The sequence below is a fragment of the Armatimonadota bacterium genome, assembly GCA_031432545.1.
In the GTDB taxonomy this organism is placed as follows: Bacteria; Sysuimicrobiota; Sysuimicrobiia; order Sysuimicrobiales; family Sysuimicrobiaceae; genus Caldifonticola; species Caldifonticola tengchongensis.
This window is the reverse complement of record JAVKGX010000016.1, coordinates 20670-33014: the sequence shown is the minus strand read 5'-3', so window position 1 is coordinate 33014 and position 12345 is coordinate 20670. Positions and strand designations below refer to the sequence as shown.

The 12345-nt window shown below is 66.6% G+C and carries 12 protein-coding genes and 1 tRNA gene; 1 reads left to right on the top strand and 12 read right to left on the bottom strand.

Going from position 1 to position 12345, the window contains the following annotated elements; genetic code table 11:
• The 6 genes from QN163_10630 to bcp form a co-directional block, all read right to left on the bottom strand.
• Positions 1–498, bottom strand: a 498-nt coding sequence (locus QN163_10630; GenBank protein ID MDR5684457.1) for an AAA family ATPase, incomplete at its 3' end; no start/stop codon positions are given.
• Between the two features lie 52 nt (positions 499–550).
• A complete protein-coding gene (gene ruvA / locus QN163_10625; GenBank protein MDR5684456.1) occupies positions 551–1177 on the bottom strand; it encodes a Holliday junction branch migration protein RuvA in 627 nt (208 codons plus the stop codon).
• On the bottom strand, positions 1174–1710 hold the full coding sequence (gene ruvC / locus QN163_10620) for a crossover junction endodeoxyribonuclease RuvC (protein ID MDR5684455.1): 537 nt from the start codon (positions 1708–1710) through the stop codon (positions 1174–1176). The genes ruvA and ruvC overlap by 4 nt, the downstream gene beginning before the upstream one ends.
• Positions 1711–1797: 87 nt before the next feature.
• The gene (locus QN163_10615; GenBank protein MDR5684454.1) at positions 1798–2544 is read right to left on the bottom strand and encodes a YebC/PmpR family DNA-binding transcriptional regulator; all 747 of its coding nucleotides are present in this window, start codon (positions 2542–2544) and stop codon (positions 1798–1800) included.
• 61 nt (positions 2545–2605) lie between these two features.
• Positions 2606–4948, bottom strand: a complete 2343-nt coding sequence (locus QN163_10610; GenBank protein MDR5684453.1) for a penicillin-binding protein 1A — start codon at positions 4946–4948, stop codon at positions 2606–2608.
• Positions 4949–5014: 66 nt separating this feature from the next.
• The gene (gene bcp, locus QN163_10605) at positions 5015–5476 is read right to left on the bottom strand and encodes a thioredoxin-dependent thiol peroxidase (protein MDR5684452.1); all 462 of its coding nucleotides are present in this window, start codon (positions 5474–5476) and stop codon (positions 5015–5017) included.
• A gap of 92 nt (positions 5477–5568) precedes the next feature.
• Between bcp and QN163_10600 the strand changes: the two genes are divergently transcribed.
• A tRNA-Ala gene (locus QN163_10600) sits at positions 5569–5644 on the top strand.
• 203 nt (positions 5645–5847) lie between these two features.
• Here QN163_10600 and QN163_10595 read toward each other — a convergent pair.
• Genes QN163_10595 through QN163_10570 form a run of 6 tightly spaced genes read right to left on the bottom strand, consistent with a single transcriptional unit; the run spans position 5848 to position 12322 of the window.
• Positions 5848–7632 carry a hydantoinase B/oxoprolinase family protein gene (locus QN163_10595; GenBank protein ID MDR5684451.1) on the bottom strand — a complete coding sequence of 595 codons (1785 nt, stop codon included), beginning with the start codon at positions 7630–7632 and terminating at the stop codon, positions 5848–5850.
• Positions 7607–8386 carry an aspartate/glutamate racemase family protein gene (locus QN163_10590; protein ID MDR5684450.1) on the bottom strand — a complete coding sequence of 260 codons (780 nt, stop codon included), beginning with the start codon at positions 8384–8386 and terminating at the stop codon, positions 7607–7609. Before QN163_10590 ends, QN163_10595 begins: the two co-directional genes overlap by 26 nt.
• Positions 8383–9432, bottom strand: a complete 1050-nt coding sequence (locus QN163_10585) for an ABC transporter ATP-binding protein (GenBank protein MDR5684449.1) — start codon at positions 9430–9432, stop codon at positions 8383–8385. The genes QN163_10590 and QN163_10585 overlap by 4 nt, the downstream gene beginning before the upstream one ends.
• Positions 9429–10415: an ABC transporter ATP-binding protein gene (locus QN163_10580; GenBank protein MDR5684448.1), complete on the bottom strand. Its 987-nt coding sequence runs from the start codon at positions 10413–10415 to the stop codon at positions 9429–9431. Before QN163_10580 ends, QN163_10585 begins: the two co-directional genes overlap by 4 nt.
• Positions 10416–11309 carry an ABC transporter permease gene (locus tag QN163_10575; protein ID MDR5684447.1) on the bottom strand — a complete coding sequence of 298 codons (894 nt, stop codon included), beginning with the start codon at positions 11307–11309 and terminating at the stop codon, positions 10416–10418.
• Positions 11306–12322 (bottom strand): ABC transporter permease, encoded by a 1017-nt coding sequence (locus QN163_10570; GenBank protein ID MDR5684446.1) that lies wholly within the window; start codon positions 12320–12322, stop codon positions 11306–11308. The genes QN163_10575 and QN163_10570 overlap by 4 nt, the downstream gene beginning before the upstream one ends.
• Positions 12323–12345: the final 23 nt, after the last annotated feature.

Below are 12345 nucleotides of genomic sequence, written 5' to 3'. Positions count from 1 at the left end.
CAGCAGCCCCGCGCGCGTCGTCGCCCCGATCAGGGTGAAGGGCTTGAGCGCGTAGCGCAGGGTACGGGCGTGCGCGCCCTTGTCGAGGGTGAAGTGGACGCAGAAGTCCTCCATCGCCGGGTACAAGAACTCCTCGACGGCGCGGCTGAGGCGGTGGATCTCGTCCACAAACAGGATGTCGCCCTCGTTGAGGTTGGTGAGGATGCCCATCAGGTCCCCGCCCCGCTCCAGCGCCGGCCCGGACGTCTGCACCAGGTTGGCGCCCATCTCCGCGGCGACGACGTTCGCCAGGGTCGTCTTGCCCAGCCCCGGCGGCCCGTGCAGCAGGATGTGGTCCAGCACCTCGCCGCGCGATCGGGCGGCCTGGATGGCGATCCGCAAGCCCTCGCGAACCTTCTGCTGGCCCACGCACTCGTCCAGCGTCCGCGGCCGCAGCGTCCGCAGGAACCCCGTCTCCTCGAGCGGTACCTGACCGGCTGTGAACCGTTCGCGCGTCATGACTGCGTCCCCGCTGCCTCTTCAAGAAGGCGGTCGCGGCCGATCCCCGGTCTCATCCGATCTCCTTGTGCGCCCGGTACACTTCCTGGAACAGCTCCTCGGCCGTCGCGACGGCCGGGTTGCGCCGTAGCGCCTCCTCAACCATCCGCCGTGCCTCCGCCGGCCGGTGCCCGAGCTGGCGCGTCAGCACCTCCAGCACCTCGCTCTGGATGTCGGCGCGCTGCGGCGGTTGTGCGGGCGCGGCGGCATCTCGCAGCAGCGCAAACTTCCCCATCTTGCCGTGCAGCGCGGCCACCACCTTCTCCGCCGTCCGCGTGCCGACTCCGGGCAGCCGTCGCAGATAGGCGACGTCCTTGCGCTCGATCGCGTCCGCGATCTCGTGGACCGGCCGCGCCATCGCCCGCACCGCTTTCGCCGGGCCGAGCCCGTCTACGGTGATAAACCGCTCGAAGAACTCCTGTTCCGCCTCCCGCAAGAACCCCACCAGCACCGGCCTCGGCTGGTTCGCGCTGACCTGGTAGGAAACGAACAGCTCCACGACCTCATCGCGTGCGCCCCCGGACGCCATCTGCGCGGCCAGGTAGGCAGGGAGCACGACTTCGTAGCCGATCCCCCCGCACTCGACCACGATCGAGGTCTCGTCCCGCCGGAGCACCCGGCCCTTCAGGTAGGCGATCACCGGTCGGTCACCGCCTTCAATCCCGGGCCTGGGCCGACTTCCCCTCCCGTGCCCCACCCGCCGCCGAACCCCCGTCGCCGCAGTACGGTTGTCGCCAGCGCCAGCGCGTCCGCGGCGTGGCTGTCCAGCCGCCCCCTCACGCCCAGCAGCGTCCGCACGGCCGCCTGCACCTGGGCCTTCGGAGCCCGGCCGTTCCCACACACCGCCTGCTTCACGGCCGCGGGCGCGATCGCCTGCACCGGCACGCCGGCCACAGATGCCGCGAGGCACAAAACCCCGCGTACGTGCGCCATCGAGATCGCGGCCTGGGGGAAACGGGTGTGGCTGAACACGTCCTCCAGTGCGACGAGGTCCGGCCGGAACTCACAGAGAAGCCCCACGACGTCCGCGTAGACCTGTACGAGCCGCGCCTGGAGGGTGCCGCCGGACGTACGGATGACGCCGGCCTCCTGCAGGACAGATCCTTCCGCGGACGCGCGAACCACGCCGTATCCGGTGACCCTCAGCCCGGGATCCAGACCCACGACGACCACGGCATCGCTCCCGCGTTCCCCAAACTTCTGTTTGATTCTCCCGTCGGGCACGCAACGCCTGCAAGGCCGGTGGGAGGCACTGCGGGGTCACCCGACCTGCTGGAGGATCTCCTCGGGCATGTCGAAGTTCGCGTAGACCTGCTGGACGTCGTCCAGGTCTTCGAGCGCTTCCATCAGCCGCAGCAGCCGCTCGGCGTCTCCGCCGGCCACGCTGACAGTCGACCGGGGGATCTGCGACAGTTCGGCGGACTGGACGGGAACGCCCGCAGCGGTGAGCGCATCGCGCACCCGAGCCAGGTCGGCGGGCGACGTCAGCACCTCAAAGACGTCGCCCTCCGTTCGGACGTCCTCGGCGCCGGCGTCGATCGCACGGAGCACCAGATCCTCTTCGGAGACGGCCGACCGATCGACCTGGATCACCCCCTTGGGCTCGAACATCCACGCCACCGCGCCGGCACCGGCCATGCTGCCGTGGTGCTTGTTGAACACCGCCCGTACCTCCGCAGCGGTCCGGTTGCGGTTGTCGGTGGCCGCCCGCACCAGGATCGCCACGCCGCCGGGGCCGTAGCCTTCGTAGGTGACCTCCTCGTAGTGCTCTCCACCCACCGCGCCGGTCCCCCGGGCGATCGCACGCTGGATGTTCTCGTTGGGCATCCCCGCCTCACGGGCACGGTCCACCGCGCTGCGCAGGCGGATGTTCGCATCGGGGTTGCCGCCCCCTTCGCGCGCGGCGACGATGATCTCGCGGGTGAGCTTGCTGAACAGCCGCCCCCGCACCCTGTCCATCTTCTCCTTCTTGATGCGGATATTGTGCCACTTCGAGTGACCGGCCATCTTCGCCACCGCTTCAGGGGGGATCCGCCTGCTTCCAGCTTACCGAAACGTCCGGCTGCGGCTACCGCTCCGTTACGGTGACCGTCGCCGTCGAGGTCGTTCCGTCGGGTCCGGTCGTCGTGACCGTGATGACGTATCGCGCCCCCGAGAACCGCAGCGACGACTCGAACGTGTAGCCGAAGCCACCGTCCGGACCCACCGGGAGGGAGGTCTCGGTTACCCGGATGGCGATCGGCCCTCCCTCCATGACGATTACCAGCCGCGCCGTCCAGCCCGGGGGCACCCGACCCTCGATGACGAACGGAGACGCGACCACCGCGCCGTTGGGGGGCCGCAGGATCGCGACCTGCCCCACCACCGCCCCGTTGTCGGAGGACTGGGGCGGCGCAGGTGTGGGCGACTGGACCGGCGGCGGTGCGGGTGTGGCCGTGCCCCGGATGTAGGCGTGCGTCGCGTACGCCTCGCAGCCCCCGTCGTCGGACTGCCGCACGCACACGCGGTACTCGACGACGTTGGCGGGGCGTTCGAAGTGCAGCGGCGCTACGTTGTGCAGCGCGGCCCGCATGAACCGTGCCCACAGCCGCGCCGGCACGGTGCCGCCGGTCACCCTGTTCATCGGCGTGTTGTCGTCGTTGCCGACCCACACCGCGACAGACAGGTTCGGCGTATAGCCCACGAACCAGGCGTTGCGGTAGTCGTCCGTCGTCCCCGTCTTTCCGGCGGCCGGACGTCCGATCTCCGCAGCGCGGCCCGTGCCCCGCGCGATCACGCCGCGCAGGATATCGGTCATCACGTACGCGACCTCTGGGGCCAGTGCAACGCGGCGCTCGGGGATGACGTCCTCCAGGACCCTGCCGGACGCATCCAGCACGCGGGTGATCGCCATGGGCTGGGTGTAGATGCCGTTGGTCGCGAGCGTGCCGTACGCGGAGGCCATCTCCAGGGGCGTCACCTCCGACGTCCCCAGCGCCAGCGACAGGTTGGGCTGCAGCGTGCTGCGGATACCTATGCGGCGGGCGGTCGCGATTACGGTCTGCGGCCCCAGTTCGGCGAGCATCCGCACGGCCGGGATGTTCCGCGAGTGCTCCAGGGCGCGCCGCAGCGGCACCGAACCCCAATAGGTCCCATCGTAGTTCTTCGGTCGCCAGTAGCCGAACCCCGCAATCCGGTACTCCACCGGACGGTCCAGCAGTGGCTGGTCCGGCGAGACGCCGGCCTCGAGCGCCGCCACGTAGATGAAGGGCTTGAAGGCCGATCCCGGCTGGCGTCGGGCCTGCCAGGCCCGGTTGAACTGCGAGGTCTGGAAGTCGGTTCCGCCGACCATGGCCTTGATGTGGCCTGTGCGCGGGTCGATCGCCACGAGCGCGCCCTGGGATATGCGCAGTCCAGCCGCGCGCGCCTCGGCCACACCTCGTGTGATCGTCTCTTGGGCGATCCGCTGCATCGTGACGTCCAGCGTTGTGTAGATCCGCAGCCCGCCCTTGTAGACCGTCTCCTCGCCGTAGCGCTGGACGAGGAACGGGATCAGGTAGGAGACGAAGTACGGGGCCCGGATTCCGGTCATGCCGAGGTTCGCCGGCCCCGTGCGTAACGCGAGCCTAACTCGCCCGGCTTCCTCGGCCTGCCTGGGCGTGATGAACCCGAGGTCGCGCATCTGTGCCAGAACCTGGCGTTGGCGCCGCTTGGCGGCCTCGAAGCGCTCCGGCGGTGCGTACCGGGACGGTGCCTGGATCAATCCCGCGAGGTAGGCGGCGCCCGGCAGGCCGAGATCACGGACTCCCTTTCCGAAGAACACGCGTGAGGCCATCTCCACGCCGTAGGCGCCCCGGCCGAAGTACACCTCGTTCAGGTACCGTTCCAGGATCTCATCCTTCGTGAGGCGACGCTCGATCTCGATCGCGAGCAGGACTTCCTGGACCTTCCGCTCCAGCGTCCTCTCCTGCGTCAGGAACAGGTTGCGCGCCAGCTGCTGGGTGATGGTGCTGCCGCCTTCTACCACGGCCTGGCGGGTCAGGTTGCGCCACGCAGCCCGCGCCGTGCCCCGGAGGTCCACGCCCCGATGGTGGTAGAACCGTTCGTCCTCGATCGCGATGACCGCCTGCTGCAGCACCTGCGGGATCTGGGCCAGGGGGACGTAGGCGCGGTTCTCCTGATACAGGCTGGCGATGAGCTCGCCGTTGGCAGCGTACACGCGGGACGTCTGACTGGGCGGGCGGTACAGAGCCGACAGATCGGGCAGGCTGTTGCGGACCGAGGCGATCACCGCCGCGACCGTGATGAACGCCAGCCCCGTGGCTGCGGCTACCGCCACCGAGAAGACCAGCAGCCAGCGCGCCCAGGTCTGGCCCTGGCGCGCGGGGCGTCGGGGCGTCCTCCTCGTGCTGCGTGGCCGGGACGGCTCCATCCGTTGCTCCCCTCACCGGCACGGGGTCGTCGTGCTTGCCCCGAGCCGGCCGACGGCCTGGCCGGGTCAGCCCCGCTGGAGCACTGCGAGGACCTCCTCGGCGTGCCCCTCGGGATCCACCTTCTGCCAGACGTGCTCGACCCGGCCGTCGGGTCCGATCAAGAACGTCATGCGCGCCGTGCCCCAGGTCCTTCGCCCGTAGAGGTTTTTCTCCACCCACGCTCCGTACGCTTCCGCCAGGGCGTGGTCTTCATCGGCGACCAGCGGGAAGTCCAGCCCGTACTTGTCCTTGAAGCGCCGGTGCGACTCCACGCCGTCGGGGCTGACGCCCAGCACGACGGCGCCCGCTTGCCGGAGTCTGCCCATCGCGTCCCGGAACGAACAGGCCTCCTTGATGCACCCCGGGGTGTCGTCCTTCGGATAGAAGTACAGGACCACCCGCCGTCCTCGCAGGTCGGCCAGGCGCACCACGTTGCCGGCGTCGTCGCGGGCGCTGAAGTCGGGTGCCGGATCGCCGACTCTGACCATACGGTCCCCCTGTGGTCGAACGCTATCCCATCATAACAACACCGACCTCATCGTTGCGCGTTCCCCACGAGCTGCTAGAATAGTCCCCGCGTGGGGACGTAGCTCAGCTGGGAGAGCGCCTCGTTCGCAACGAGGAGGTCGGCGGTTCGAATCCGCTCGTCTCCACCAAGAGTCCTCCCAAGCCGAACCCCTCCGCGGACTGCCCGGATCCTGGACTCGGTACGCTGCAGACCTCGCTCGGGGCGTGCGGCCCCACCCCCCCACCGACAGGGGCGAACGGATAGGCGTCAAAGCACCGTACCCTTGGGAGTGTCGCCGAGATGCTGGGAGGGAAGCCGCGCCCGTGGCTGGTTTCCGTTGATACAAGATCCTTATCCGGAATGGAATCGCCGGGTCGCCCCACGCCGGGCAGCATTCTTCCTGCCCGGCAGACGAGGCTTCCCTCTCGGTTCAAGCGTAACTTCCCGCATCGCGTGCGGGTAATCGCGGCGCGATTGTTCCACGGTGACGATTCCGTTGCGGAGATCCTCGTAAATGCGCGCCGGGTCACGTGACGACGGGTCGCCCCAGCCCCCCCCGGTTCCCGTGACCAAGCGGACCCGGTCGTCGCGCCCCAGCCGATACCGGGTACACTTTCCGAATCTGACGCGCCGCCCATCCGTATGAAAGACCTCGACATAGTTAGGCGACCCGTCTCGCCCGCCGGCGACGCCCCATGGCACAAACCGGTGGCGGCCGAACGCGACCGTCAAAAACGCTTCGGGGCCCACCACGCGGTACTCCCGCACAACTCCCCGACCACCCCGAAACTGCCCGGCACCTCCATCTTCGATCGCAAAGCCGAACTCCTCCACCCGTACCCCGTAGCGCGCCTCGCACACTTCGGCCGGGACAACGTAGGTCTCCCCGTCACCACTGCAAACCAAGCCGCTCTCCCCGTCCTTGCCGCAACCGGCGCCCCATCCGCCCGGCTGCGGCTCCACGAGCAAGAACAGTTCACCGGTGTCGGGGTGCAAACCGCTTATGATCGTGGCACATACGGAGAGGAAGTGCCCAGCTGGAAGCCGGTCCGGGAGTGCGGGAGCGAGTGCCTTCCAGACGAGGTCTGTCGCCAAGCCGTCGGTTTCCCAGTACGCAGACACCGGTGCCGGTTTGCGGGCGGTGAAGAGCGTGCCCGGCGGGCAGATGGCCTCCACCGCTCGGAAGCATCCGTCGTTCACCGGCAGCTGCGGACCGACGACGCCCAAAAAGGCTTGCCGGACAGAACTCAGCAGCGTCGCCCACGTGGAGTTGATCGGACCGGGTACTTGAGGATGTGTGCCCGTGAAGTCGCAGACGAAGCGCTCCGGAGTCACCGTCACTTCGACGCACACAGGAAAAGGGCCGTTGCCGACGCCGTCATCATCCACCCAGTCTTGTGCCCGGTAACATCCCGGCGCGAGCTTGCGTAGCTCCCGGCGAGCCAGACATTCGGAGTGATCCAGCAGGTGTGCCATCGCCGCGCGCACCGTGGCCTTTCCGAAGCGCCGGCAGAGTTCGCCGACGCGCCGGTCCGCTATACGCAAGGCTGCCACGCCGGCCCACAGGTCACCCAACGTCATCTCCGGAAGGCGCACGTTGGCTGCGATCCACTCCAGCAGTCCTTGCGCTGGACGGCCGGATCCGAGCAGTTTGATGCAAGGAATCAGGAGGCCTTCCTGGTACACATCGACGGCGTCGGTTGTCCAGGAGCCTGGGTGCTTGCCGCCGAGCTCGGTCCAATGGGCTTTGCTCGCGGCGAAAGCCACCAGTTCGCCTTCGTAAAAGAGAGGCGCCACAAGCGTGACATCCGAGGGATGGGTTCCTCCTCCTCCATATGGATCGTTGGTGCCAATCACGTCGCCGGGGCTCAGCTTCCTGCCGAACTTGGAGAGCGTTTCTTGAACGGCCGCGGACAGCGTGCCGAGAAACCCAGTCACACCCTGGCCCTGTGCGACCAGAGAGCCGACCGGATCCGTCAGACCGCAAGCGTAGTCGAGAACCTCGTAGATAACCGGGCTCTGGCTCACCCGGCCCTGAACAGCGAACATCTCCTCGCTGATCGTCCGCAGGGCCTCGCCGACGATTGCGATGGTAAACGGATCTCGATCCTCACGACCGACCCGCGGCTGCCTCATACTGGGGGAGTATCCAGGATTCCACCTCGTGCGGCGGCGGGCTTTCGAAGCCGCCGACCTTGCTGGGTAACCACCCGAATCGCTGCTTCAACTCAGCCAGCAGCTCGGCGACCTTGAATGGTGTCACCGTGGCGTCGAGCACGGGCACGCCGAGTTGTGATTGCAGGCTGCGGAAGAATCCAAACTCTATGGTGCACCCGAGAATGATGACCTCTGCGCCATCCTGGTCCACGGCTGCCCGGGCAGAGGCGAGAAGGCGGCGCTCCGTCTCGGGTGGGTCACGCTGAAAGTCGTGGACACCCAGCCCCACCGCACGGAAGGATGCCAGCCGCCGTTCCATCCCGTACCGCCAGACGTTCTCTCGCATGGCCGGGATCCACTTCTCGCGTCCCACGATGACCGAAAAGCGGTCGCCCAGCGTGGCGGCCAGCATGACACACGACTCACACGGAAAAGCGACAGCGATCCGCTCCGCAACCTCCCTCGCCTCGCGAACGCCCGGGTCATAGAAGCAGCCGACCACCGCCGCATCGAACCCCTCCCGCTCCGCCTGCCGAATCGTGTGGAGCACGTCGGGCACCACCTGGGCATCGTATGAGAGGTACTCGAGGTGGTGGGGTCCCCGCGGGAGCGATCGCGCCTCTACGTACGTACCCGGCATCGCCTCCTGTTGCAGCAGCGACGCGATCTCCTGGTCCCACATAGGAGTTCCCACCGGGTTGATCCATAGGATACGGCGGGTCATGCCTGTCATGACTGTGCCTCCCTTCTCGGGTTCTGGGCGCGCCCCGTCGTCCGAACGCGGTGCTGGTAGTAGAGGTGACACCTCACCCACTGACTCGGTGCCGCTTCCACCGCGACCGGGTCGATTTCCTTACAGATCTCCATGACCATGGGGCAACGTGGGTGGAAGCTGCACCCGGTGGGTACGTTGACGGGGCTCGGGATCTCTCCCCGTGACACGACCTTCCTTGGACGCACAGCCTCCTCCGCCTCCGTGGCTACCGGAATGGCAGAGAGCAACATCTGCGTGTACGGGTGGAGCGGCTGAGCGAAGAAACGGTCGGTCGGCGCCACCTCAGCAATCTTGCCCAGGTACATGATGGCGACACGGCTCGCGACGTTGCGCATCAGGCTTAGATCATGGGTAATGAACAGATACGTGAGACCGAACTCGCGCTGCAGCCGCATCAACAGGCGAACGACCTTGGCCTGGACGGACACATCGAGAGCGGACGTCGGCTCGTCGAGGATCACGAGTGCAGGGTTTGTGGCAAGCGCACGGGCGATTGCCACCATCTGCCGCTCACCGCCCCCGATGGCGGGAGGGTATTTGTCCATGTAGTCTGCGGACAGTTCTACGGTTTCCAACAGGTCAGCGACCCGCTCGGTGACCTCGCGCCTTCCCCGTGCCAGCCCATGGACCCGAAGTGGCAGCTCGAGAATCTGTCGGATCGTACGGCGGGGGTTGAGGGAGGAACCCGGGTCCTGGAATACGATCTGGATGTCCTTTTTGAGGCCCAAGTGCCGACGGCTCGCTTCTCGCCCGATGTCCTGGCCCCGAAAGAAAATCTTTCCCCCGGTCGGGCGGTACATACCGATGACCGTATAGGCCACCGTACTCTTCCCCGACCCCGACTCGCCGACCAGCCCCAGGGTCTCGCCGGCGTGAACGGTAAAGCTCACGCCGTCCACGGCTTTGACGAACGCACCGACGCCCGACCCGGAGCCACGCGGAATCTCAACCGGGAAGTACTTCCGGAGGTCCGTGACCTGCAAGAGCTCGTTGGCACCAGTCATGCCGTTTGCCGCTCCTCCTGGTAGAGACAGCAAGCCACCTGGTGACGCGAACCGACGTCGTACAAGGGCGGTCTCTTTTCGCGGCACACCGGCATCACGTGAGGACACCGGGGGTGGAAACGACATCCCGGTGGCGGCCGCATGTAATCGGGGATGCGGCCGGGGATGCCCTCGGGAACCCCGCCACCGCTCAACTTGGGAACCGTCCCCATGAGCATCTGCGTGTAGGGATGACGCGGCGTGGCAAAGAGGTTGGGGGTCGGAGCCGTCTCTGCGATCGTTCCTGCATACATCACGTAAACGCGGTCGGTCCACTCCCGCACGACACCGAGGGAGTGGCTGATTAGCAAGATCGCCATCTTGTGGTCTTCCACGATCCGATTAAGTAGGCGAAGGATCTGGTCCTGGATCGTCACGTCAAGGGACGTGCCGGGCTCGTCGGCGATTAGCAGCCTCGGCCGGTTGATCAGAGCCATCGCGATGCATACGCGCTGGCGCATCCCCCCGCTTAACTGGAATGGATACGCGCGCATGATGCGGGCGGGATCCGGCAGGGCTACCTCCTCCAGCGCCGACAGAACCCGGGCCCTGGCTTCGGACTCCGATACTCTGTCACGACCGTACCGGGCTACATCCATCATCTGCTCTCCGATGGTGAAAACGGGATTCAAGGCGGCCGTCGGGTCCTGGAAGATCATGGCGAGTTGCCGTCCGCGCAGAGCGCGCAGCTGTTGAGAAGGCATGCGCAACACGTCGCGCCCGTCGAACAGAACCTGACCCGCCGTGATGTGCGCCGGCGGTCGCGGCAGGAGTCCCATCACCGCCTTCATCGTCGTCGTCTTCCCACACCCGGTCTCGCCTACGAGCCCGACCTTCTCGCCCTCCAACACCTCCAAGCCGACGCCGTCCACGACCCGCAGTGCACCTCCGTAGACCTCGAAAGCTACGTGCAGGTCGCGGATCGCCAGCAGTGGGGCAGCCACTCAGACCTCCTCCCGCGCGAGCCAATCGCGGATGCCGTCACCCAACAGGTTGAAGCCCAGCACGACGACCATGATCGCAAGCCCGGGAAAGAGGCTCAGCCACCACAGGTCCGGCAGGTACCGGGCGCCTTCGCTCACCATCGTCCCCAGCGCCGGCCGGGGCGGCTGCTCCCCCAGTCCTACGAAGCTCAAGGCCGCCCCGATCAGGATCACCCAGCCCATGTCGAGCGTCATCTTTGTCAAGATGGGCGATACGCAGTTCGGGAGCAACTCCCGAAACAGGATGTGGGCCCTGCCCGCGCCGGTGAGTTCCGCAGCCTGGACGAAAAACTCGTTCCGTAGAGACGATGCCATACCGTAAACCAGACGCGTGTACCAGGGCCACCACATCAACGATACCGCGATCATCGCGTTGAGCAGGGTCGGCGCCAGCAACGAGGTCATGGCCAAAGCCAGCACCAGTGGCGGCACAGACAAAAAGACGTCCGTCGTGCGCATGATCACGGCGTCCAGAAAGCTCCCACGCAAATACCCAGCCACCAAGCCAAGGAAAACACCTACGGGCACCACCAGCGCGAGCACGACGATTCCCATCAACAGCGCAGATCGATATCCGAAGACCACCCGGGACAGCACGTCGCGGCCGACCCTGTCCGTCCCGAATGGATGCTGCCAGCTGGGAGGCTGGCTCGCGCTGCTAAAGTCCACGTAGGCGGCAGCATGGTGGGGGTACGGAGCGACGTACGGCGCGAAGATGGCAGCAAAGATGATCGAGGTGACGATCGCCAGACCCGCAACGGACAGCACGTTGCGCGAGAATCTGTACCACCCTCGGCCCAGCGCATCCGCCCGCTGGGCCACAAACGACTTGGAAGCCACGGAGGTTGTGCTCACTGCCCGCTCCTCAAGCGGATTCGCGGGTCGAGGTAGGAGACGATCAGATCGACGACGATGTTGACGGACATGAACACGACGCCGATCACAAGCACCACGGCCGTAATCGCGTTTAGGTCTTTGCTGAGCATCGCGTTGACGCCGTAGCGGGAAAGCCCGGGCCAGTTGAAGATCATTTCCACCAGAAACGCATTGGCCATGAGCGCGGCGAAGTCCAACCCCAAGATGGAGACCGTGGGAATCAGGGAGGGCTTCAGAAGATACTTGGTCATGACCACGCGTTCCGGGATACCGGCCGCTCGGGCTGCAAGAATGTAGTCGCGCTGCAAGTTGTCGATCATGCTGGCGCGGGTGATCCGAGCTTGTTGCGAGAGGCCGGCCATCGCCAGCGCCAATCCGGGCAGCAGCATATGTTTCAGGGCATTGAACGCCGTGGCCACTTGCCCGGCGAGCAGGCTGTCGACGGTGATCATCCCCGTGACGACAGGTGGCGGGCGCACCCCGGCGCTCAGGCGCCCGGCCGTCGGCAGCAGGTCGAGGAGGTACCCGAAGACAAGGAGAAGCACGATTGCGAAGACGAACGCCGGTGTGACGACCCCGACGTAGGCCAGCAGACGTACGGCGTTGTCGATCCAAGAGTTGGCGTGCCAGGCAGCCAGGATGCCGAGAAGAATGCCTCCGACGATCATAACCACCCCGGCGAACAACATCAGCTCCAGGGTAGCGGGCAGGAACTCGCGGACATCGCGGGCTACGGGACGCCGCGTAAAGATCGACATCCCCATGTCCCCGCGCAAGGCGTGGGCCAGCCACCGATGGTACTGCACGTGCAGGGGTTGGTCCAGTCCCATACGGGCCCGGAAGGCTTCCACCGCCTCGGGCGAGGCCCGGGCTCCCAGAGCCAGACGCGCCGGATCCCCCGGCATCACCCGCGTGATCAGGAAGATCAGGATCGACAGCCCGAGCAGCACGAAGATCAGGTGCACGAGCCGCCAAGCCAGGTACGCTACCATGGCGGGTTCTTCTTCGTTGCCGT

What these genes read in the sequence shown, in the direction of transcription:
- QN163_10595 (MDR5684451.1), bottom strand. Translation starts at nt 7,632, where the DNA reads ATGAGGCAGCCGCGGGTCGGTCGTGAGGATCGAGATCCGTTTACCATC.
- QN163_10570 (MDR5684446.1), bottom strand. Translation starts at nt 12,322, where the DNA reads ATGGTAGCGTACCTGGCTTGGCGGCTCGTGCACCTGATCTTCGTGCTG.
- QN163_10610 (MDR5684453.1), bottom strand. Translation starts at nt 4,948, where the DNA reads ATGGAGCCGTCCCGGCCACGCAGCACGAGGAGGACGCCCCGACGCCCC.
- bcp (MDR5684452.1), bottom strand. Translation starts at nt 5,476, where the DNA reads ATGGTCAGAGTCGGCGATCCGGCACCCGACTTCAGCGCCCGCGACGAC.
- QN163_10615 (MDR5684454.1), bottom strand. Translation starts at nt 2,544, where the DNA reads ATGGCCGGTCACTCGAAGTGGCACAATATCCGCATCAAGAAGGAGAAG.
- QN163_10585 (MDR5684449.1), bottom strand. Translation starts at nt 9,432, where the DNA reads ATGACTGGTGCCAACGAGCTCTTGCAGGTCACGGACCTCCGGAAGTAC.
- QN163_10590 (MDR5684450.1), bottom strand. Translation starts at nt 8,386, where the DNA reads ATGACAGGCATGACCCGCCGTATCCTATGGATCAACCCGGTGGGAACT.